Consider the following 23,759-nt stretch of genomic DNA (forward strand, 5'->3'; position numbering starts at 1 on the left):
TACTATTTCACTAGTTTTTTATACTTAAGACGGTGTGGAGTGACATCGCCAATTCTTTTCTTTCTATTTTCTTCATATTCCGAATAGTTCCCTTCGAAGAAATATACCTGAGAATCACCTTCAAATGCTAAAATATGCGTACAGATACGATCTAAGAACCATCTATCGTGGGAAATGACAACTGCACAACCACCGAAATTCTCCAAACCTTCTTCCAAAGCACGTAAAGTGTTCACGTCAATATCATTGGTAGGCTCATCCAGAAGAAGTACGTTCGAACTTTTCTTCAATGTAATGGCCAAGTGTACACGGTTACGCTCACCACCAGATAACACACCAACTTTTTTCTGTTGATCTGCTCCATTAAAGTTAAATTTTGAAACATACGCTCTCGAGTTTGATGAGCGGTTGCCCAACATGATATTCTCATTTCCATCGGTAATATTTTCCCATACTGATTTCTCCGGATCTAAGTCATCATGGTTTTGATCCACATAACCAAGAGCTACCGTTTCGCCAACTTTAAATGTACCCGTATCAGGCTGTTCCTGTCCTGTAATCAAGCGGAACAAAGTTGTCTTACCGGCACCATTGGGACCAATAATACCCACAATACCGGCAGGAGGAAGTGAGAAACTTAAGTGTTCAAATAAGATACGGTCACCGTAAGATTTTGAAATATTATCTGCTTCGATCACCACATTACCTAAGCGTGGTCCCGGTGGAATGAATAATTCTAATTTCTCTTCACGGTCTTTTGTCTCCTCTGAAGCTAATTTCTCATAATTATGAAGACGCGCTTTAGATTTGGCATGTCTAGCTTTAGGAGCCATACGTACCCATTCCAATTCACGTTCTAATGTTTTTTGACGTTTTGATTCTGTTTTTTCCTCTTGCGCTAGGCGTTTAGATTTTTGATCTAACCAAGATGAATAGTTTCCTTTCCAAGGAAGACCTTCACCGCGATCCAATTCCAGAATCCATCCAGCAACGTTATCCAAGAAGTAACGATCGTGGGTCACAGCGATAACTGTACCTTTATATTGTTTTAAATGTTGTTCTAACCAATCGATAGACTCGGCATCCAAGTGGTTGGTTGGCTCATCTAATAATAAAACATCTGGTTCTTGTAGCAAAAGACGACACATTGCCACGCGTCGGCGCTCCCCTCCTGACAAATTGGCAATCTTAGCATCAGGTTCTGGACAACGTAAAGCATCCATGGCACGTTCTAATTTTGAGTCAATTTCCCAAGCATTGGTTGCATCAATAATATCCTGAAGTTCACCTTGTCTAGCCAATAGCTTATCCATTTCATCTGCATTTTCATACACTTCAGGTAAGCCAAATTTTTCATTAATTTCTTCGTACTCTTTCAGAATACCTGTGATCTCGGCAACACCTTCTTGAACAATTTCAAGTACTGTTTTTTCCGGATCTAAAATAGGCTCCTGCGCTAAATAACCCACAGAATAACCTGGTGAGAATACTACTTCACCTTGAAAAGATTTATCTAAACCAGCAATTATCTTTAACAGTGAAGATTTTCCGGAACCGTTAAGACCGATTACACCAATCTTTGCACCGTAGAAAAAAGAAAGGTAAATATTTTTTAAAACTTGTTTTTGAGGAGGGTAGATTTTGTTGACACCCGCCATTGAAAAGATTATTTTTTCGTCTGACATACTAATCAATTATTCTTTGTTTGGACAATAAATACACACAAATGTAAACTTTTATACTGACATTTTGATCGATTTAATAGCATGGCTTAATTGTTGATAAATATTACTAAAATATTAAGGATTGATAAAGTAAATTTATTACATTTATATCATTCTTGGTCATTAAAAGAAAGGTAAATTACATGGAAGCAAAATTTTCACCGCGCGTAAAAGATGTCATATCGTACAGTAGAGAAGAGGCTTTGAGGTTGCGTCACGATTATATTGGCACAGAACACTTGTTGTTAGGTTTGATTCGTGAAGGTGATGGCATGGCAATTAAGATTTTGAAAAATATCGGAATTGACACTGCGGCTTTACGTCAGTCTGTAGAGGAGGCCGTGAAAAGCTCAGCTGTATCTCGCGCTCCAATTGGCAATATGCCACTTACTAAACAAGCAGAAAAAGTACTTAAAATCACATATTTAGAAGCTAAAATTTTTAAAAGTGAAATCATAGGAACAGAGCATTTGTTATTAGCTATTTTGAGAGATGAAGATAATATCGCTTCTCAAATACTACAACAATATCAAGTGAGTTATGATATCTTCAAAGCGGAAGTAGAACAAAATAAAACAACTATCCGAGATGAAGCTCCAGGTTCGTCCACTGGTGATGACGATTATCCTGAAGAAGAGCAATTCATCCAACCTAAGAAGGTTTCTGACATTAAATCTAAAACTCCGGTTTTGGATAACTTTGGTCGCGATTTAACAAAAGCTGCGGAAGAAGGTCGTCTTGATCCTATTGTAGGTCGTGAAAAAGAAATCGAACGTGTTTCTCAGATTTTATCACGTCGTAAGAAAAACAATCCGTTGTTAATCGGAGAGCCGGGTGTTGGTAAATCTGCCATTGCAGAAGGATTAGCACTACGTATCGTACAACGTAAAGTATCGCGTGTACTGTTTAACAAACGTGTCGTTACGCTTGATCTCGCATCTTTAGTGGCTGGTACAAAATACCGTGGCCAATTTGAAGAGCGTATGAAAGCTGTGATGAACGAATTGGAGAAATCTCCAGATGTGATTTTATTCATTGATGAGATTCATACCATTGTAGGTGCTGGTGGAGCTTCGGGTTCATTAGATGCATCCAACATGTTCAAACCTGCTTTAGCAAGAGGTGAGATTCAATGTATCGGTGCTACTACATTAGATGAGTACCGTCAGTACATCGAGAAAGATGGAGCTTTGGATCGTCGTTTTCAACGCGTCACCATTGAACCTGCAACTCGTGATGAGACTATTGAGATTTTAAATCGTATTAAAGAAAAATACGAAGAACACCATAATGTCAACTACACTCCTGAAGCTATCGAAGCTTGTGTAAGTTTAACGACTCGTTATATTACCGATCGTTTCTTACCGGATAAGGCTATCGATGCGCTGGATGAAGCTGGTTCACGTGTGCATTTAACAAACATACATGTTCCACAATCCATCATTGATATCGAAGAGAAAATCGAAGAGATCAAATTGGAGAAAAATCGTGTTGTTCGCAGTCAAAAATATGAAGAAGCTGCAAAACTACGTGATACGGAGAAAAAACTGTTAGAGGAACTTGACCGTGAAAAATTAGCATGGGAAGAGGAAACGAAAGCAAAACGTTATGTCGTAACTGAAGATAATGTTGCAGAAGTTGTTTCGATGATGACTGGGATTCCTGTACAGCGCGTTAGCCAGACAGACAGTCAAAAACTGTTGAACATGGGTGACCTGATGAAAAATAGAATCATCGGTCAAGATGATGCTGTTCAGAAATTAGTGAAAGCTATTCAACGGACACGTGCCGGTCTTAAAGATCCGAAGAAACCAATTGGTTCATTCATCTTCTTAGGCCCTACCGGTGTTGGTAAAACTGAGTTGGCAAAAGAGTTAGCGCGCTTTATGTTTGATTCTGAAGATGCATTGATTCAGATTGACATGAGTGAGTATATGGAGAAATTTGCGATATCACGTTTAGTGGGAGCGCCTCCGGGATATGTTGGCTATGAAGAAGGTGGACAGTTAACAGAAAAAGTTCGTCGCAAACCATATGCTGTAGTCTTATTGGATGAGATTGAAAAAGCGCATCCAGATGTTTTCAACTTATTATTACAAGTTTTAGACGAAGGGCAATTGACAGATAGTTTAGGTCGTAAAGTTGATTTTAGAAATACCATCATCATCATGACTTCTAATATCGGAGCACGTCAATTGAAAGAATTTGGTCAAGGTGTTGGTTTTACCACTGCGGCAAAAACAACACAAGCAGATTCACATTCAAGAACTGTTATCGAAACAGCTTTGAAACGTGCTTTTGCTCCTGAATTCTTAAACCGTATCGACGATGTAATTGTTTTCAATTCGTTATCGAAAGAGAATATCTTCAAAATCATTGATATTGAGTTGAGATCTCTATTCGGTAGAATCACAGATTTAGGTTACACAATAGATTTGACTGAAACTGCAAAAGAGTTTATCGCAGAGAAAGGATACGACACTAATTTCGGAGCCCGTCCATTAAAACGAGCAATTCAGAAATATTTAGAAGATCCAATCGCTGAAGAAATCTTAAAAGGTGATGTTAAAGCTGGCGATCGTTTAAAAGTTGATTTAAACGCTGAAACTAAAGAAATTGAAGTCACTGCTGATCGTTCTGAAAGACCGATTGAGCCAGCAGATAAAAAAGAAGATTAATAGAATTTGATTTATTTAAGAAAATGCACCAGAAATGGTGCATTTTTTGTTAGAAGTGTTAAAAGATTGTTAAACTATTTTAGTTACAAACAGTCTTACAAATTAAGGAACAAAAAAACTACAGATATGAAAAGAATTTTATTAGCCTTATTAATAGGTGGTGCAACCTTAACTTCACTTAGTTCTTGCACGAAAGAGTATATAACTAACTCTTTACCAGGAGTAACACATAATGTTGCTGTAAAATCAAGTGAATGGAAATTTGATGGAACTTCAAGAACTACTTTTGTAAAGTCCATACCATTCAGAGAGATAGATGCACAATACTATGATTATGGACAGGTAGCCGTTGCTATTTCATTTGATGAAGCCTCAGATTTTTTCATTAACATCCCATCTCCAAATGTTCCTACTAAACGTACTAAATACAATTTTAGAGTTGAGTATACTTTTACGGATAATAAATTAGATGGTGTATTAAACATCTATGCTGAAGATACCGGTATTGGTACCGCAATAGCTCCTCCAGATATGTTAGCAAAAGTAACATTGAGTGATGCAGACAATGGTGGTAACTAGAAAAGCAATGGTGGTAACTAGAAAAGAAAGAGCCTCAAATCGAAGGGCTCTTTCTTTTTATATCTTTTACTTTACTAATCAACAATATTTAATAGAGCCTTAGCATGAGCCAATGCAGCTGAGCTAGGTTTTATACCACTCAAAATATCAATAATTTTATTGACATGCCTTCCTAACTCAAAAGAACAATACAATACCCCATCTTATCTTCTTCTATAATTTTTAATGTGATCAGCAATAGGTGAGAAATAGTAATAACTCACAAATCTCCCGTTGAAAGTTCTATAATCTCCCAGACCTAATACTTTCTTATTATATCCATTTACCGAACACAAGCTTATTTCGAATAGCGATTAAAAAAAGACAGGAAAATATAAGAAAGAACACTAAAAAGAAACAGAAAAATTTTGTTGTCTTATTTCTTAACGCAATATCATCCTTGTACTTTTCATAAATAGTTAGGTAGCGTTTATTCCAGAAAAAAATAAAATAGGTTGTGGCAAGACTAAGGATTACCATCAAGTATGCTAAAGTATCTGTCGGACCTTGACGAGCATTCACATCTTGATATATAATATAGGAATAACAAAAAAACATATAAATTCCAAAGAACATAGCAGTGAAAAGCCCACCTACTGTTAGCGGCGGATTATCATTTTTAAATTCGTTGTCTTTATAATAACTGTTGAAAATCACAAAAAATAACTTATCCATTTTTCCAAGACTATAATGAGGAATGCGTAGATCTATCACTCACTGTACTTTACTCATTCTCAAAAATAAATCAAACTATTGCCACCTCCTTATATCCAGTTACCAAACACAAGCTTATTCCGAATCAAAATAATAAACATAGGACATACGATCAAAGAAAATATTAAAAAGAAACATAAGAACTTTATTGATTTTTTTCTTAATAATGCATTATCCTTATATTTTTCATAAATGTTCATATAACGCTTATTCCAAAAGAAAACAACATACGTTGTAATAAAACTAAGCAAAGCAATAATGTATCCAAAGGCTTTTGATGGGCCTTGACGTGCATCAATGTCAATGTAATAAATATAAGAATAACAAAAAAACATATAAATCCCAAAAAACATAGCAGTGAAAAGCCCACCTACTGTTAGCGGCGGATTATCATTTTTAAATTCGTTGTCTTTATAATAACTGTTGAAAATCACAAAAAATAACTTATCCATACTTTATTCCTATATAACTAATAACGAGTTTCTGTTGCCTTGATAAGAATTATAACTTCTCCATTTAAGTTATCTGCGCCAAATTTAATTTACTTCGATTTACAATCCAAAAAATTATTCTACAATGACATTTATACCAGCCATATTGGCTTTGTATTTAATCTTTTCAATCAGTCCATAATAACTCCAATTCCGCAATAGAAATTCATCCTCTTTAGCAAATTCTTCTTTGTTCGTTTGATTCACTAATAATAATGTTCCTGCTTCAGATTTAACACATATATCGATCAACTTTCGACTATATAGATGAAGACGACTATCTACATATCGTTTCTCCTTTTCATTAAAATGTTCCAAACTTTTCATCTTTTTCTTACGACCATGACCACCTTTGTTGAATGTTGCAGCTTTTTGCAATCGTTGCCTAGCAGCCTGAAGAGCTAACCGTCTGTATAGAAATTCTTCTTTATTTCCTATTTGATAACTATCCTTATCAATAGATACTGTAATCGGATGCTCGACAGACAAGGATGCCTCAGCAATGATATGATCTTTTAGTTCGTGTTGCTTTTTTGGCAGTTCCAATGCTAGCAATAGAAATATTTTCCCTTTCACGATCTGGATAGAACTTGTACAAATCTTTATCTGTCCGACCAACGCTCTCTGTAGTAACACCCTTTTGTCTGATCGATCTTTACCTAAATACGTGCGGAAAGGAATTTTGAAAAGCTGCAATTTAAAATCCCACCCTTTCTCATCATTACTCAGCTTCACCTGATTTCCACCGAAGGGAATTGGCATATCTTTTTTATAGTTCCGCAATGATTTTTCACCTTTCCAATAAGCCACCCGATCAGTACTAAAAGCCCTGTTCAAGGTCATATTCATTGAAGAAAGAATATCCGATGGCAGTTTTCCTTTAAAATATAAAGACAATATGCGATAAGTTGTATGCATCTTTGAGGATGTAAATATGCCTTCCGGATCCTTTTTAAAATCTCCCAATTTAACTTTAACTTCATCACGCAGATAAATGAGATCTTTCATCTGCTCTTGAATAAACTGGTGCGTCATCACCATATTCGATCCGCGGTACACAACATCCTGCCATTCGAATAATTTCTTATAATACTCAGATCGTTGCTCTTTATCATCACAGTCCAAATAAAGCTGAACTTTTCGAGTTAAAATTAGCGTATCTTTTTCCATAACGGACTATTTTAATTAAGCTTTTTTGCAGTTTTGATCTTAGCATGAGCCTGCACGAACAGCTGTTTCACCCTCGATGGATTTAAATTCAATGATTCCGAGATTTGTTCAAATGACAGTTGTAGTTCATAGCGCATATGAAAAATTTCTGTCTGATGGTCATTGAATTCACCTTCAAGGACAATTTTAGATGATCTATTCAGCTGCTCCATTTGTTGCGTATTATTGAATACAGAACGGAGTATCTCAATGGTTTTTTCAACCTGCAAGCTAACTTCATAATCAGATATACCGCCCAAATAATGGGCAATACGTTCATAGTTAAAACTATATTTTAAACAAAGTTTGATGAATAGCTGCTGTTGATTGTTAAGACTTGGTAATAGTTGGTTAAGCTTATCCAATCGCTCTTGTTTTTCTTCCTCAAGTTTCTCCAAATATATCAGATCAACTTCATCCTCTTCTTCTATTTCATAGCCGAGTAAAAACTCTTGATAATCCTCAATACCATCTAAGCGCAGTAAGCTTTTGTGAAATCTATTTCGCGTTGTATTAAAGAATGCATATATAGCCGCTTTAACCTGTGCCTTTAAAAAATTGAAGGTATCGTCGATATTCTTCACCTGTTTTCGGTATAGCCATAATCGCAATAAAGCTTCCTGAGCTATACTCTCAGCTGCACAATCATCCTTTGTCACCCGAAATGATTTCACAAAAAGATATCCGTAAAAGCGATTATAGCAATAATTTAAGCCACGCTCATCTCCATCTTGAAGCAGGGAAATATACTTTTCGGCTTTTAGTACTTGTAAAGTTTTATTCATAATCATCGTTTTAGTCAAGGCATTTGAGCATGCCAATTCTTTGGTTATTCACCTCAACAGATCTCAGCCGGCCTGGCGGATTTTATTGGAAACTGAGATCATGTTTGAGGTATATTAATACGACTTAGAACGTTAATGTCATATTGGAATTGATCGGGAATTAGTGGCTTTATCAAGAGAATACCAATCTGTTATATATCTAACGACTTAAACTCAAAGAGTGAGTACCTAGATAATGTATAGGCTTACTTTTTCATCGTCATCAAAGTGACCTGAGCATGCCTAGAGGTATATGGAGTTTTTAGAATATGGACTAACAGTAGGCCGTTGTGTAGTAATTAGTAGCATAGCTATCCCATAGATTGTATATACAGAAGTATTCAACTATGGATAGTTGTAATAAATAAGTATTTAGTGAGAGACCTATAGTCATCACCCTACGGCTTCACAAGCAGCCTCAAGAATTATTTATGTGTGAGGGTATTTTTGCGGAGTTTGTGCGGTATGAAAAACCGCTTTGATGATGATCATCTCCTTCTCCTCATCTAACGTATAAAAAACGATATAAGGAAATTTCGTTAGCATCCTGCCACGAAAGTTAAGATAGAATACCTGGAAGTATCGGACTTTCAAAATATCAGCAACAGCTTTGTTAAAGTCCTGAAGAAATTTTAAGGCAACTTTTTTAGAGGCGTGCTCCAAATAATATGCGGTAGCATCTTCAATTTGCTTTCTTGCTGCAGGAGTTATAAGTATGCTATAGGCCATATTTGACCTTCAACTCTTCGAAAACTAAACTAGCAGGCTGGCAATCTTCGAGCGGCACATCATTCTGCGACAGAAGGAATTGCTCTTGTTCATGAGTGAGTTTGAAATCAGTCTCTTTCGCTTCGTACGTAGCCCCGATAAGTTCGAGTACTTCGAGGAAAAAAGAAGTCTTGTCTTCTGGAACAGATACTTTAAATGTAGTCATAACCAAATTTAGTAATAAATATTATAAGTTCCTAACTGGCAATAGTTTGAAATGACCGTATCAAGAGAACCTCAATTTTGTCTAATTTTAGTATTTCCAATATAGAGCTACCTTTTATATATGAATATTTTTAGATTAAAGAATACGACCAGAAAAAATTGACAGCTTATTTTCTAATTTCATTAACGAATAAGCGGACGCATTGTGTATATAACTTAAACCTAAACAATGAGGTGTTACTGCCAAGAACATTGTATAAATTTCAGATTATTGATAAATATTCAGTGAGTGGCAACGACCCTCACCCAACGGCGTCACAAGCAGCCTCATTTATTTTATGGTGAGCTAGAAATTAACCTTCTAACCCTTTAAATTCTAACTATTTTCAAACGCTCTTTTAAATTGTAGTCAGTAGCAACTCATCTTTTAAGATTATAAATGATGAGCCTGTTGTATATACCTTTCAAATTATGGTCAGCAACAACAGTGACAAAAGATTACCTTGCAAGTACTGAGTTGTACAGACCTTTCCAACCTGTGGTTGGTAACACCAATCCTATTATCGATATTCAGTGAGTGGCAAATACCCTCACTCTACGGATGTAAACCTCAATCATTTTATGCTACAGTTAGTTTGTAAATCGCATCATTAACAAACATAGTTCTGACGCCTTAGTTGTATATAGATTTTCTAAAATCAGGTTGACAACTACAGTAAAGTTGCTTATATATTCCACTACCTAAGATAGAACAACCTATTTTAATGCCTCGAGTTACTCCTAGGATTGTGTATACTTCAAGTTCGTAAACAAGCCAATCCTAAAACATATTTAATTACATAAATCCTAATCACTTTTGTTTTGCATATGCTTTATTTTTCCACAGAGACTAAGTTGTGTAAATTTATATCAATAGGAAAACCTTCCCATTGTGTATAAATACTATTCAGTGAGCGGTAAAAACCCTCACCCTACGGCGCTACAAGTAGCCTCAATATATTATATGGTGAACTAGAAACTAACCTTCTAACCCCTTAACTTTATAACTATTTTCAAACGCTCTTTTAAATTGTAGTCAGTAATAAAAAGAAAATCTAAAGTATGAAATCTACTGGGGCTGTATATACCTTTTCCAACTTGTAATCAGAAACAAATCATACTATCTTCAGTATTCAGTGAGTGGCAAAACCCTCACCCTACGGCGTTACAAGAAGCCTCAATTATTTTATAATAAGAGCCAAAGTAACTTTCGCCCCCCTTAACTTACTAACCTTCTAACTATCTAACTAATGCATCACGTAGTGAGTCCTATCCCACTAACTATTCCAATCAATACCAATATGTCAAAGAACTAAGAAGTTTATTCTTGGTTTATAATTCCTCTTGCAGAGGAACACATTACATTTTGTCTTTACCAACAAACTTTCGTAATTTTAAATCAAATTTATACTTTGTCAACCATAATCATTCCATGGTATCCTACCGATTTACCGGTAAAGTACCGATCCACAAAATCATAGCATATGAACACTATTTTTGAAGAAAAAAAAGAAACCATGCACATCGGTCACAATATAAAACGGATAAGAGAAATTCAAGGAATAAAACAAGAAGCTCTAGGACAATTATGCCGAAGCAAATACTCTCAACAACGTATTTCTGATTTTGAAAATATGGTTGCTTTTGACGAACCTCTTTTAAAAGAATTGGCAGATGCACTTGGAGTGACACCAGATTTTGTCAAATCGTTTAAAGACGAAAATGTAATATATAATATCCAGAATAACACGAATACATTTAATGATCATGCAATAGATCAAAGTCATAGTCAGCATACCCAACCAACATTCAATTCTGATGGTTCCGACAAATTATTGGCACTACTGGAAAAATTCATTGAGGAAGACCGTATCAAAACACAATCTATTGCAGCATTAAGCAAAGCGGTTTTAGATCTAGCCAGTGAAGTGAAAAAATTGAAAGAGGATAGAAATAGTTAATTGATCAACATGTTCAATATATCATCATATATTTTATGAACAATCTCAGCTTATGCAAGACCTTTGCATAAGCTGAGAAGCCAAAAACTTATAGAAGTTCAAAATTCAAGTAATCTATCAGGGATCATGTTGTTAGCTCTTTATCTATCTTAAACATACCTGCACACCAAAATTGACCAGATGATTTTTAGTACTGACACGTACTAATCAACAATATTTAACAAGGCCTTAGCATGCGCTAGTGCTGCAGAGGTAGGTTTTATTCCGCTCAACATCTGAGCGATTTCTTTGATACGCTCTTCTTGATTTAAAAGCACAATATTAGATTTTGTTTTATCACCTTCATCAATTTTGTAGACTTTAAAATGAGATCTTCCTTTTGATGCGATCTGAGGTAAATGAGAAATCGCAATAACCTGCATATCTCCGGCTAAGCGTTCCATGATCTCCCCAACTTTCAATGCTACTTCACCAGAAATACCAGTATCAATTTCATCAAAAATAATCGTCGGTAATGCTGAACTCTTTGCAATCAAAGATTTAATCGCTAGCATGACACGCGATAACTCTCCACCTGAAGCAACCTTATGAATTGTCTGTAATTCCTGTCCTTTATTTGCCGAAAATAGAAATTGGATACTGTTCATTCCATTTTCTTTCAGTTCATTTTCCGCTAAATCCTCCAGCCTGACTTCCAGTTTGGCATTTGGCATGCCTACTTCCGCTAAGATCGAAACCACATGTTTTTCAATTTGAGGTAAAGCTTTTTTCCGAAGCTCTGTTAATGCTTTTCCTTTTTCTAAAGCCTGCTGATAAGTCTCGGTCAGCTCTTTCTCTAAGGCAATAATTCGCTCATCCTGACTATTAACATCCAGTAGTTTTTGTTCTAAAGCATCTTTGATTGCTATTAAGTCTTCAACTGTATCGACATGATGCTTCTTTTGAAGGTTATAAATCAAACTCAGACGTTCATTGATCAACAATAATTTGTCCTGATCCAAATTTGTTCCCTGCTCCAGATAACCAATTTCTGTAGCAATATCCTTGGCCTCTATCCAGACACTCCGAAGTCGATTAACCAGATCGGGCAAAGCTGTAAGATAAGAAGCTACAGACTCTAACTGACCTAAAGATTCTTTCACCTGTAAGATTACGTTCTGCTCCTGCTCCTCTAAGATATGTACGGCACCAAGTAAGCCTCTTTTTATCTCTTCTGCATTCTCAAGTTGTTGCTGCTCGGCCTCCAAATTTACCTGTTCATCCGCAGTTAGCGATGCTTGATGAAGCTCATCAAACTGAAATTGATTAAAATCTGCTTCAATATGAGCTTGCTTGGCTTGTTCCTTTATCTTTCTTAATTCGTTTTTAACTTTTTTATACCTTAAAAATGAGGTTAGGTAACCCGCTTTTAAAGCAGTGGACTTTGCGACATTATCCACGACCAAAAACTGAAATTCTTCCGTATTGATCTGCAAGGTGGCATGCTGTGAATGAATATCAATCAACTTTTCACCTAAACTTTTAAGGATAGCTAAGGTAACTGGTGAATCGTTCACAAAAGCACGCGACTTACCATCTACACTAATTTCACGACGAATAATGGTTTCATTTTCATAATCCAGATCATGTTCCTGAAAAAAACCTTTCAGATCGTATGCTTCAATTTGAAAAAAACCTTCAATGCTGCATTTCTTATTTTGATTAAAAAAATATTTTCCTTCTACCCTACTTCCTAAAATAAGGGATAGCGCACCCATGATAATTGACTTACCCGCACCAGTTTCACCTGTGATGATATTCAATCCTTTATCAAATTGAATTGATAATTCGTCAATCAATGCGTAATTCTTAATATCTAATCTCGCTAGCATATTTTTTTATGTGTCTATTTTTTGACTTAATTTATATGAGATTAATCTTGAACGCTATCAAATTTAAACGAATATATCGCTCTCTCCGTTACCATCAAGAATTATTTAATATCGGAAAGATAATAAATATTATCTTTTTATAAGCTAACTGAAAACGAGCTAACTATAAAAATTTCCAGCACTAAGATAAAACAATAAATGATAATTTGCTAATATAAATAGCTAAAAATCTATTTATATTAGTATAAATAAGCGATATGTGGAAGAAAAACAAACCTATATAACCATCTAGCTGTACAAAAATATATGTAAGGGAGACAAGATAAATAAGCGAATGTATACGAAGTGCGCGCGTTAATTTGTATTAGCACAAAAGGGAAAAGAACACTTCGGCAAGTATCATAAGTAAAAGCATTTGAATAAAAAAAGACAGGCACGATAAATTTTCGTATACCTGTCTTTCAGATCTCTGCCTAGCGGGAGCAGAAAAATATCGTTATTTAAAAATCACAGTTGGCGCAATTCCCGTCCAGGATTTTGGAATATTCTTCAAGCCAAATAGCTTAGCGAGTACCAAAGAGGTATTTTTATTACTATTAAAAAACTGATCAGTAAGCCCTAGATTTTTAATTTTTGGACCGGTAATCGCCCATGGAATCTGCATTTCATTCATAGTCACGCCACCATGACCTTTTTTTATACCGCCGTGATCTGTAATAAACAAAAAGTAGGTATCATCGTAAAGCTTTTGTTCTTTAAGCTTATTAATGAAATTACCGATTTCTACATCCACCTCTTCAATTGCTGTAATATACTGCGGCGACATCCATCCATATTCATGTCCTGCATGGTCTGTATGCACACTATACAAAAAGACTAAAGTAGGATCATTTTTATTTTTCTCTATAAATTTCAATGCCTTTGCATAATTATCTTTATACCTGTCCCCTTCCTCAAAGGAGACTTCATCCAAATATTTTTTGTTAATTGGATTGATTAATTCGGCCCAGTTGTAGTAAAATGCTGTTTTTGCATTGTTTTTTTTATCTTTTAATACCTTGAAGATAGACGGACTATATCCCTGCTCATCTGTTTCTATGGCTTTTAATGTATGGTTTTCCATTGTCCAGTTGTTGGCTGTTATACCGTGTTCTTCCGGTCCCTGTCCCGTTAAATGACTTGTCCAATTTGGCAATGTGATCGATGGCATTACGGGCCTATTTGTCAACGTAATCAGTCCTTTTTCAAATAACCGATCAATATTAGGGTGTTTAGAACCGTTGAACCCTTCAGTACTAAAACCATCAAGGCCAATTATAACTACCCTTTGTGCGTTTACATTAACGTAAACCAGTATAAACAATGCTACTATTAATACTCTTATTTTCATGGTATTATATATTATATTTTTTAACAGAATTTCACTCACTGCATCACCAGAATAATTCGGTCCCATTACATTGGTAAAACTAAAGTTAGAAAATATCTTTTGTTTAGCAAACATAAACTTTGTTTATTAAAACTAAAATTACAATTTCTTAAACCACCGTTTACCTACTGATAAGCAGCCTTTTATTAAATACCTACTCTTTCTTTTAAAACAAAATTCATCTCTAGCATATTGTATCCATACTAGCAGTTCCCAATCTATTATTCCAGATACAGGGGGCAACATTATTCCTGCGCCAAATTATTTTTATGAAATAAAACTAATTACCGCATCTTTATATAAATTACTAAATGAACAAGATGGAGATAACAAAGATTTCATTAACAATTGGTAGCATCATCATCAGTGGCAGTTTATTTGCACAGAGCCCCAAAATTATTAAGACGGATTTAAAAGAGGTTATGCTGTATACCAATGCGGCTGAACTGAATCATCATGCTAACGTAAACCTGCCCACAGGAACTAGTGAACTTGTATTTACACATGTTGCAAATGGCATCGATGAAAACAGTATTCAGATCGGAAGCTCTCCTAACGTAACGGTGATGTCCGTACGGTCAGCCGTCAATTATATTGGAGCGGATGTCAAAAGTGATGCATTTGTACAAGCAGAGAATTTATACAAAAAGGAGGCTAACGCTTTAAAAGCTTTTGAAAATCAAAAGGCAACGGAAGAAAGTATCTTAAAACTACTGGAAAACAATCAAAAAATAGCTGGAACAAATGGTAGTACCACTGTTGCTGAACTTGCTAAAATGGCCGATTATTATAAGACTAAATACCTGGAGGTAAAAAGTAATATTACCATATTAGAAGATAAAATCGTTAGCCAGCAAGATGTCGTTAACAGAGCAAAAGTCCAGCTAGAAGAGGTACAGGGACAAACAACAGGTTCAGGGGGACAACTGATTGTTCAGGTTATCAATAACCAAGCTGGAAATCAACCTTTCGACATTACGTACACATCTTCACAGGCATCCTGGAATGCATCATATGATCTACGATCCGCTAGTACTACTGCACCGTTGGAAATTATTTACAAAGCGAATGTCACGCAAGAAACCGGGATCGACTGGAAACAGGTTCATCTGACCTTGTCAACAGGTGCTCCGTCTCAATACGGAATAGCGCCAACACTAGTTCCTTGGCAACTGTATTATAATCAGCCCACGTTTCCTCAAGCTTTGCAAAATAAGGCTTCAGGCCTTGTGCTTGATGAAGTCGTTACCATAAGTGACAAAAAAAATATCCGCATTCGGGGAACAAATGGTATCAATGCTTATACACAGCAAAACGAAAATCAGCTGAATACGACATTTGATATTACTATCCCATACGATATTGCATCCAACGGCAAGCCACATAGTGTATCGTTAAAAGAATACAAGCATCCGGCAAATTACAATTATGTAGCGATACCTCGCTTAGATCCTAGCGTATATCTCATGGCGGAATTAACAGATTACGAAAAACTAAATCTGATGCCCGGAATTGCAAATGTCATGTTTGAAAATATGCTGGTTGGCAAGACCTTTATTGATCCAAATATGTCTACCGATACGCTCAAAATGAGCATGGGGAGAGACAAGATGATCAGCATTAAGCGTGACAAGGTGAATGATCTATCTCAAACCAAGATATTGGGCGGAAGCAAAAAACAAAGCTTGGTGTATGAGATCAGCATAAAAAATAATAAGAAGAGCAGTGTAACCATCAACCTGCAGGACCAGATACCAATTTCGACAGACAAATCGATGGAAATCACAGTCGATGACCAAGACGGTGCCGAATTAACAAAAGAGAACGGTATACTGAAATGGAATGTCACACTTCCTGCTGGCGCTAGTAAAAAGATCCGATTTGGCTATAGTTTAAAATATCCAAAAGATAAACAGGTAAACATTTATTAAAGTATTCTTTTTTTAAAGCCGCACTAGTGATAGTGCGGCTTTTATTTTTTAATTTCTTTTTGCATAAGTGCTATAATAATAAAAAAAGTTATGTTTGTGTTATGCAGGATTATAGTGCTACATTGAAAAGATTTATGCCCGAAGAGGCTGCTCCCATTATCTCCAGATGGATCAATGATACGGGCTGTTTATTCAAAATATCTAAAACCCGAAGTACAAAACTTGGTGATTATCGTGCACCTTTTCGTACGGCTGGCCATCGCATTTCGGTGAATCATGATCTCAACCCCTATTCCTTCTTGATCACCACCATTCATGAGTTTGCACATCTGCAGACTTGGCAACAGCATAAACATGCTGTGAAGCCGCATGGTAGTGAATGGAAGTCTAATTTTCAAAATTTAATGAATCCATTTTTAGGGCTTCAGATTTTTCCTGCTGAAATTGCCATGGCTGTAGCGCAATATTTAGCAAATCCGGCAGCATCCAGTTGTACTGATCTTCATCTTTTTCGTACCCTTAAAAAATTTGACAAACATGCCGATCAGGTATTAACTGTTGAAATGTTACCTGAAAAAAGTCATTTCAAATTACAGAATGGCCGGGTATTTCAAAAGCAGGAAAAAGTGAGAAAGCGCTACAAATGCGTAGAATTGAGCAGTAACAAAATTTATCTTTTCCATCCTATTGCGGAGATTTATCCTATTGAAACAACACATCAACATGAAAAAACAATTTAAATACATAGCGTTAGGTATAGCATGCATGGGTATGCCGCATCTTGTATCAGCGCAAACGAAGCAAAATACCCTCGATCAAAAAGCTCTCAGCAGCATCACTGAAAAAAGCTATAAAAGCACCATCCTCAAACTTTCATCGGATGAATTTATGGGTAGAAAACCCTTTACAAAGGGGGATACTTTGGCGACCAACTATATCGCGGCTCAATTTAAAGCACTAGGACTAAAACCAGGTAATGGCAACAGTTACTTTCAGGAAGTTCCGATGGTAGAGATTACCTCCACTCCCAATGTAAGCCTATCTTTAAAATCTTCGCAAGACGAACTCACACTAAATAATCTTACAGATTATGTGGTAACAAGCCGTCGTCTGCAGGATCATGTGGAATTGAAAAATACAGAGCTCGTTTTTGTAGGATTTGGTATCGTTGCTCCGGAATATCAGTGGAATGATTATCAAGATCTTGATGTAAAGGGAAAGACTGTCGTTGTCATGGTCAATGATCCCGGACATTATGATAAGTCTTTATTTAAAGGCGATACAATGACCTATTATGGAAGATGGACATACAAATATGAAGAAGCAGCACGTCAAGGTGCCGCAGGCGTTATGATAATCCATCAGACAAAGGCAGCTAGTTACGGTTGGAATGTGATCCGTACAGGCTGGGGAAATGCGCCACAGATGGACTTAGATAATGTGGGAGACCCTCATAAATATGCACAAGTGGAAGGATGGTTATCGACAGAAAGTACATCCAAGCTTTTTAAACTAGCAGGTTATGATGACTCACTAATGGAAAATGCGAAGAAAAAAGGCTTCAAAGCAGTTCCTTTGGGAATAACATCAAATTTTGAGGTCAGCAATAAAATAAAAAGATCAAAGTCAAATAATGTCATCGCCAGACTTGAAGGTAAAAGCCGTAAAGATGAAAATATTATCTACACCGCACATTGGGATCATCTCGGCATTGGCGAAGCAGTCAATGGAGACTCAATCTATAATGGTGCCATTGATAATGCTGCTGGGGTAGCGGCACTATTTGAGATTGCAAAAGCTTTTAAAGCCGCTAAAAAAGCTCCCGAACGTTCCATTGTATTTCTTGCTGTGACTTCGGAAGAAGACGGATTACTGGGATCGGATTATTATGTTAGAAATCCGATTTACCCTTTAAATAAAACAGTTGCTAATATCAATATGGATGCCTTCAGTGCTGCGGGTGCTACCAAAGATGTATCTATTGTTGGGAAAGGGCAATCGGATATGGATGACTATGCCGAACGTTCTGCTCTCAAATTTGACCGCTATACGAAATCAGAGGGCAATCCTGGATCCGGAGGCTTCTATCGTTCTGATCATTTCAATTTTGCGAAGGTTGGTGTTCCTGCATTTTATGCTGGTAGTGGAAACGATTATCTGGAAAAAGATCAGTCCATTACTGAAAAACGAAAAAAAGCATTAGAGGGCCGTTATCATGCTGTCAACGATGAAGTGATTCCGGAGTGGAATTTTGAAGGTATGTTAGCCGATATTCGACTATTTTTTGATATTGGTTATACCTTAAGTCAAGAAGCGACTTTCCCGAAATGGAAAGAAAAATCTGAATTTAAAGAAATAGGCGAAAAGCGTTAGTTATTTTATACTTTTGTATTCAAAGAATTAATTAAAGAAGAAATTATGTTACACTTACACTCGACATTAGCAATTATCTTATTGTTAGCTCTGATTGTTTCAATCATCATTACCTTTGTAAACTTCTCAGGTAACAAACCGTATAATAGAAAAATTGCGCTGTTAGGTTTTATCGCCTCTCACTTGCAATTATTAATTGGATTGATTTTATTCTTCGTATTAAAATACCCATCCATGATCTCAGGTTCTATTATGAAAGACCCTACGATGCGTTTTAAAATTATCGAGCATCCGCTTACGATGATTATCGCGATTGTGTTAATTTCTATTGGTTATATAAAAGCTAAAAAATTGACTGATGCCAAACAAGCTAACAAAACTGTTTTGATTTTTTACATTCTTGGATTAATCTTAATCTTAGCACGTATTCCTTGGGGAACTTGGTCATTATTTGCATAATTAATTGCTATTCGTACTATAAAAAAATACGCTGTTTCTCTTACGGGAAACAGCGTATTTTTTTTCGACATTTTATCTTGGCGCGGGTAAGTAAATATTTAAAACTTTTAACCCTATGCTTTGTTATATCTTAACCTCCAAAAGGGGGTTACCTGTCATCTAGATGGAACCGTACCAAGGCAATTCGAAGAAAAACAGCGTAAAAAAAACGTCAATTCGAAAGAATTGACGTTTACTATATTTTTATAAAGACTTATTTATTTTTTCCGAATCCTAAAATTCCAAAAACTGTTCTAAAAGCGATAAGAGATGCTACTACAAGGCTAATGTTAGCTATTGCTGAAAACATCGATACATGTTGATCAAAGTTTGTGCAAACATCTGGTACAAATCTAATGAATACTCCTATAAGACCCAAAACGATAGCTATTGTTAAAGTCTTGTAATAATGAGTTTGATTTGCGTTATTATCAGTCTTTTTTGGTTCTCTATGTTGTACTGTTTCTGCCATTTCGATTTAATTTTTTTACAAGACAAAGGTACAAATTATTCATTGTTTCGGAAATAAAATAACAAAAACATTTATTGAATTATTAAGGCTATCTATTTTATAAAGAGATAGAAAATGTCTAAAATTGCAACGCAAACAATTTTTAATGAAACATCATGAACTAAATCAGTTCAAATCTTGAAGATTACTGGATTTATGATTGCTTCATTATTGATAAAAAACAAATTTAATAATGAAACCATCATGATCTTACAGATAGCTAAGTGCAGATCATGATCGCTTGATATCCGTTAAAAAACAAATTATATAATGAAAAAACTATTGTTTCTCCTGCTGTTAATTCCATTTTTAGGGCATGCACAAATGCAAAAAATAGAGAATTTTATAGTAAAAGAAAATTTATCAGGCAATGGGAAACTTGCCATTATAGCTGTAGATTCGGCAGAGAAGACAAATGAACGTATCAACGGTACGTATAAGTTTAGCATTAATGGGTTTACCCAGGACTTACAGTTCCACGATGGAATTGGGGTTCCAAATGATAAAATTGAATCCTCAACATTTGTATTCTTCAAACATAAGAATCAAGACAGATCAAAAGGTCGACTATTTTATATCTATAAATCTGACAAAGGATTGTCAGCATTTGCAATCAGCGGACTTATGTTTCTCATTATCCCGGCAGTGATCTTACTTATTGCTTATGCATTTAAGAAACTATTATTAACGGCAATTGTACTGGCTGTATGTTTCTTTTTCTTCAATCACTCGCAGGGCCTAAATATCTCGTCTATTATAGAATCTATTTTTGCAAGTTTAAAAAACTTAATTTTCTAAAAAGGCAATCCAATACCAAAGTTATACTGAATAAAATTATAACGGTCAGGCCTATGTGTCTGGTAATACTGATCCTTAAATTCTTTGGAATCGAAAAAATGTTTTAAAACCCATTGATCGCTTCCTGAGAATTGCGGATCTTTAACTTTAAGTCCTGCATCCAATCGGATAATAAAATAGTCGGAATCAAAACGAAGTCCAAAACCCGTTCCTATTGCAATCTGATTTAAAAATTTATTAAACTTAAACTCTCCGCCTGGATTTAATTCGTTCTCTTTTAATCGCCAAACATTTCCAAAGTCTACAAAGGTAGCACCATTCATCTTAGCTCCTAAAACACTATTTAATATACGGAAACGATATTCAGCATTTCCTTCAATTTTGATTTCCCCCAATTGATCTAAGTTCCGAAGGTTCAACCGTAAATCTTCATTTACACTTTCGCGATTATAATTTCCGGGACCCAATGTCCGAGCTTGCCAGGCACGCATGCCATTCATTCCGCCACCGTAAAAGCTTTTTTCGAAAATCATGAGCGTCGAATTGTTTCCATAAGGAATAGCAATACCTGGATTGATCCTAAAAACAAATTGTCTATTGCCCCCTAGATTACGATAAAGACGATAGTCTAATTCCGTTTTGGCATACTGCAAATAAGGTACTCCAAGAACCTTTTTTTCGCCATCCGTCGTCCGGTCAAACTTAACTACCCGGCTTACAAGATCTAAAATATTACCACTTAAATCTACTGAGCCTTTGAAATAATTAAAATTTTCCTTCTTGGTCAGCTTCTTGGCGTTATAAGTGAATGCGTACTGGGATCCCAGACCAAAATACTCGCGGTTATTACTTCGTACATATAATAAGTACCCCTGATCTATCAGGTTCTGAGCAAAATTATCGTTTAAACGTCCTTGTCTATATTCTAACACAATTGGCGTAAAGCTGTGGAATTTGTTTGCAGATTCGTGCCAGGAGTAATTTAATGTATTGATAAAATAACGGTTTGAATAGGTGGCATCCTGATTGAAGATTTGTAAGCTCGTCGAAAAAGTCGTTTTGGCTAAACCATACTGTGCGGTATTGCTGACAGGAAAAGGTGTCATCATACGTGGGACAATCAGATTTACACCGATCTGAATATCATTATTAAAGATTTTGTTAGAAATGCTACCACTAAGTCTAGGGTCAAACAAAATACCATAACGTAATTTTACTTCCAATAGTTCGGCTCCGCCAAAGATATTACGATGTGAAAATGTATTTCCGATATTAAAACCGCTCATCCCTGAACTCAGTGTAAATTCACCTTCAATCTGATTTCCCATCAACGGGCGAGGTACCATCTCATAGAAAGCATCCAATTTATTTGAATCTGTCTTTTGATAATGAATTTTAACACTCCGAAATCCATTCATTTCGTACAAACGATCGTAAGAAAGATTCTCTTTCGTCAGATTGTAAGGATTCCCAGATTTGATATACATATATCTGGTCAATGGTTTCAGACGAAAATTATTTGTTTCGTCTGTGAAATGGATCTTATTGATGCTGTCAAATGTCTGTTTAATTTCTTTCTTTGCAGTTCCAAAATTTCGAATAGTAACAAAGATATTATCGATGGTATATGCCTGATGTTTTGTTGAATCGCTTGGATTTTCAACCTGCACTTCTAAATTTAACTGATTTTTCTTTGACATCGAATCTACAGCAACACGCATGTATTGACGGATATAATCAAAATAACCATGATCACGCATAGCCATATACAATTTTTCTCTTTCTGTGATCAGGTTTACCGCATCATATTGATCTCCTTCTTTGATAACTGTAGCTGGTTTTACTTCTTTTTTATAAAGGTCGGCAACTATAGGATCTGCAAAGTTGTACGTAATTTTGCTCATGTAGTAGGGATCGCCCTGAGTAACATTAAAATGAATGGTCGCTCTTTTCTTCTTAACTGCTATTTCAGGTGTTACGCTGGCACCAAAATAACCTTTTGTAAATAAAAATCTTTTTATCTGTGTCGCAGATAAATCAACTAAACCAGAATCTAATAAATGGGGGGCTTCACCGACATTTCTGATATTACGTTTCTTATATTTTCCATCTTTTGTATTAAAAAGATTATAGATAAATAAGTTAACCCGCGAATTGACCTTAATCTCATTCGAGATGTAGAGTGAGGTTGTTTCTTTGAGCTCAGGTTTTACACCATGGATATCCACATGATCTACCAAAGCTTGGTCCTCATTTAAGAAACGTGCTGTACGGCAAGATGTGAAAATTAGCAACAAAAGCGTTATACTTGTAAAAGCTAAAAGGCGTTGATTATTTATCATTAAAAAATGTTGTCAAAAGCACAAATTACTCTAATATCATCACTTCAAAATAAAAAGTTTCGCAAACAACATGGTCTTTTTATTGTCGAAGGAATAAAATCTGTTATCGAATTTCTATCTTCCTCTTATCAAGTTGACAGCTTATTTTATACAGAAGATGTACTCGCAAAAGTGGGTAAAATATCGGGAAAAATAAAATCTTATGTGCTGACTGAAAACGAATTTCAAAAAATCAGCAGCTTAAAATCTCCGCAGGGTATACTAGCTCTGGTACATATACCGAAACAGGAGGCTTTAGCCATAAAAGATTTCAAAGGACAGCACACCTTACTATTGGATGACATCCAGGATCCTGGAAATCTCGGCACCATTATCCGCACAGCCGAATGGTTTGGTTTTCAACGGATCCTTTGTTCGATCGGTACTGTCGATGCTTATAACCCTAAAGTCGTCCAGGCTACAATGGGTTCTCTTTCACGTATCGAGATCCATTACCTCGATTTAAAGGCTTTTATTCAAGACGCTAAATTACCAGTTTTTGGTGCTTTACTCAACGGCGATAGTATTTACGAAACCGACTGGAGAGATGAAGGTCTCCTTGTTCTTGGAAATGAGGGAAATGGAATTTCGGATGAGCTCATCGAATTGGTCGACAAACCTGTCACGATTCCGAGGATCGGTGAGGCAGAATCTTTAAATGTCGCTGTAGCAACCACGATCTTTTGTTCGGAAATAGCGCGAACAAAAAAATTATAAGACATCGCCTTCTCTTCAAAAAGAAGGCGATTCATTTTTTACAAAAACAAGAGTCCGTT

20 protein-coding genes are annotated in these 23,759 nt (G+C 35.8%); 9 read left to right on the forward strand and 11 right to left on the reverse strand.

What is annotated here, in order from left to right:
• Positions 1 to 2: 2 nt before the first annotated feature.
• Positions 3 to 1,685 (reverse strand): energy-dependent translational throttle protein EttA, encoded by a 1,683-nt coding sequence (gene ettA / locus EDF66_RS24845; protein ID WP_132845909.1) that lies wholly within the window; start codon positions 1,683 to 1,685, stop codon positions 3 to 5.
• A 182-nt stretch (positions 1,686 to 1,867) separates the two neighbouring features.
• On the opposite strand from ettA, the gene EDF66_RS24850 reads away from it, so the two are divergent.
• Both EDF66_RS24850 and EDF66_RS24855 read left to right on the forward strand, forming a co-directional pair.
• Positions 1,868 to 4,402, forward strand: a complete 2,535-nt coding sequence (locus tag EDF66_RS24850; RefSeq protein WP_132845910.1) for an ATP-dependent Clp protease ATP-binding subunit — start codon at positions 1,868 to 1,870, stop codon at positions 4,400 to 4,402.
• A 126-nt stretch (positions 4,403 to 4,528) separates the two neighbouring features.
• Positions 4,529 to 4,981 (forward strand): hypothetical protein, encoded by a 453-nt coding sequence (locus EDF66_RS24855; protein WP_132845912.1) that lies wholly within the window; start codon positions 4,529 to 4,531, stop codon positions 4,979 to 4,981.
• Between the two features lie 312 nt (positions 4,982 to 5,293).
• Here the strand turns inward: EDF66_RS24855 and EDF66_RS24860 are convergent, their stop codons facing one another.
• The 6 genes from EDF66_RS24860 to EDF66_RS24885 all read right to left on the reverse strand — a co-directional run bounded on the left by EDF66_RS24860 (position 5,294) and on the right by EDF66_RS24885 (position 9,192).
• Entirely contained in the window at positions 5,294 to 5,695 is a 402-nt protein-coding gene (locus tag EDF66_RS24860; RefSeq protein ID WP_132845914.1) for a hypothetical protein, read from the reverse strand.
• Between the two features lie 89 nt (positions 5,696 to 5,784).
• Positions 5,785 to 6,186, reverse strand: coding sequence for a hypothetical protein (locus EDF66_RS24865; RefSeq protein WP_132845915.1), 402 nt, complete (start codon positions 6,184 to 6,186; stop codon positions 5,785 to 5,787).
• A gap of 114 nt (positions 6,187 to 6,300) precedes the next feature.
• Positions 6,301 to 7,395 carry a hypothetical protein gene (locus EDF66_RS24870; RefSeq protein ID WP_132845917.1) on the reverse strand — a complete coding sequence of 365 codons (1,095 nt, stop codon included), beginning with the start codon at positions 7,393 to 7,395 and terminating at the stop codon, positions 6,301 to 6,303.
• A gap of 11 nt (positions 7,396 to 7,406) precedes the next feature.
• Positions 7,407 to 8,219, reverse strand: coding sequence for a sigma factor-like helix-turn-helix DNA-binding protein (locus EDF66_RS24875; protein WP_165902521.1), 813 nt, complete (start codon positions 8,217 to 8,219; stop codon positions 7,407 to 7,409).
• 468 nt (positions 8,220 to 8,687) lie between these two features.
• Positions 8,688 to 8,987, reverse strand: coding sequence for a type II toxin-antitoxin system RelE/ParE family toxin (locus EDF66_RS24880; protein WP_132845920.1), 300 nt, complete (start codon positions 8,985 to 8,987; stop codon positions 8,688 to 8,690).
• Positions 8,977 to 9,192: a hypothetical protein gene (locus EDF66_RS24885; protein ID WP_132845921.1), complete on the reverse strand. Its 216-nt coding sequence runs from the start codon at positions 9,190 to 9,192 to the stop codon at positions 8,977 to 8,979. Before EDF66_RS24885 ends, EDF66_RS24880 begins: the two co-directional genes overlap by 11 nt.
• 1,522 nt (positions 9,193 to 10,714) lie before the next feature.
• Between EDF66_RS24885 and EDF66_RS24890 the strand changes: the two genes are divergently transcribed.
• Positions 10,715 to 11,191, forward strand: a complete 477-nt coding sequence (locus EDF66_RS24890) for a helix-turn-helix domain-containing protein (protein ID WP_021187772.1) — start codon at positions 10,715 to 10,717, stop codon at positions 11,189 to 11,191.
• Positions 11,192 to 11,394: 203 nt separating this feature from the next.
• Here the strand turns inward: EDF66_RS24890 and recN are convergent, their stop codons facing one another.
• Entirely contained in the window at positions 11,395 to 13,062 is a 1,668-nt protein-coding gene (recN, locus tag EDF66_RS24895) for a DNA repair protein RecN (RefSeq protein WP_132845923.1), read from the reverse strand.
• 496 nt (positions 13,063 to 13,558) lie between these two features.
• Positions 13,559 to 14,452, reverse strand: coding sequence for an alkaline phosphatase family protein (locus EDF66_RS24900; RefSeq protein WP_132845924.1), 894 nt, complete (start codon positions 14,450 to 14,452; stop codon positions 13,559 to 13,561).
• A 359-nt stretch (positions 14,453 to 14,811) separates the two neighbouring features.
• Between EDF66_RS24900 and EDF66_RS24905 the strand changes: the two genes are divergently transcribed.
• From EDF66_RS24905 to EDF66_RS24920, 4 genes are all read left to right on the forward strand, one after another.
• A complete protein-coding gene (locus tag EDF66_RS24905; protein WP_132845926.1) occupies positions 14,812 to 16,422 on the forward strand; it encodes a DUF4139 domain-containing protein in 1,611 nt (536 codons plus the stop codon).
• Positions 16,423 to 16,523: 101 nt separating this feature from the next.
• On the forward strand, positions 16,524 to 17,162 hold the full coding sequence (locus EDF66_RS24910) for a SprT-like domain-containing protein (protein WP_132845927.1): 639 nt from the start codon (positions 16,524 to 16,526) through the stop codon (positions 17,160 to 17,162).
• Positions 17,146 to 18,795: a M28 family metallopeptidase gene (locus EDF66_RS24915; RefSeq protein WP_132845929.1), complete on the forward strand. Its 1,650-nt coding sequence runs from the start codon at positions 17,146 to 17,148 to the stop codon at positions 18,793 to 18,795. Before EDF66_RS24910 ends, EDF66_RS24915 begins: the two co-directional genes overlap by 17 nt.
• A gap of 45 nt (positions 18,796 to 18,840) precedes the next feature.
• The gene (locus EDF66_RS24920) at positions 18,841 to 19,254 is read left to right on the forward strand and encodes a hypothetical protein (RefSeq protein ID WP_021187768.1); all 414 of its coding nucleotides are present in this window, start codon (positions 18,841 to 18,843) and stop codon (positions 19,252 to 19,254) included.
• 253 nt (positions 19,255 to 19,507) lie between these two features.
• On the opposite strand, the gene EDF66_RS24925 is transcribed toward EDF66_RS24920, so the two are convergent.
• Positions 19,508 to 19,765, reverse strand: a complete 258-nt coding sequence (locus tag EDF66_RS24925; protein ID WP_021187767.1) for a hypothetical protein — start codon at positions 19,763 to 19,765, stop codon at positions 19,508 to 19,510.
• 309 nt (positions 19,766 to 20,074) lie between these two features.
• Here EDF66_RS24925 and EDF66_RS24930 point away from each other — a divergent pair, with 309 nt between their 5' ends.
• Complete coding sequence (locus EDF66_RS24930; RefSeq protein ID WP_132772284.1) at positions 20,075 to 20,602, forward strand: hypothetical protein; 528 nt, start codon at positions 20,075 to 20,077, stop codon at positions 20,600 to 20,602.
• Here the strand turns inward: EDF66_RS24930 and EDF66_RS24935 are convergent.
• On the reverse strand, positions 20,599 to 22,944 hold the full coding sequence (locus tag EDF66_RS24935) for a BamA/TamA family outer membrane protein (RefSeq protein WP_132845930.1): 2,346 nt from the start codon (positions 22,942 to 22,944) through the stop codon (positions 20,599 to 20,601). The genes EDF66_RS24930 and EDF66_RS24935 overlap by 4 nt on opposite strands.
• 6 nt (positions 22,945 to 22,950) lie before the next feature.
• Between EDF66_RS24935 and EDF66_RS24940 the strand changes: the two genes are divergently transcribed.
• Positions 22,951 to 23,700 carry a TrmH family RNA methyltransferase gene (locus tag EDF66_RS24940; RefSeq protein WP_132845932.1) on the forward strand — a complete coding sequence of 250 codons (750 nt, stop codon included), beginning with the start codon at positions 22,951 to 22,953 and terminating at the stop codon, positions 23,698 to 23,700.
• Positions 23,701 to 23,759: the final 59 nt, after the last annotated feature.

Source organism: Sphingobacterium sp. JUb20, from assembly GCF_004342035.1.
Taxonomy (GTDB): domain Bacteria; phylum Bacteroidota; class Bacteroidia; order Sphingobacteriales; family Sphingobacteriaceae; genus Sphingobacterium; species Sphingobacterium anhuiense.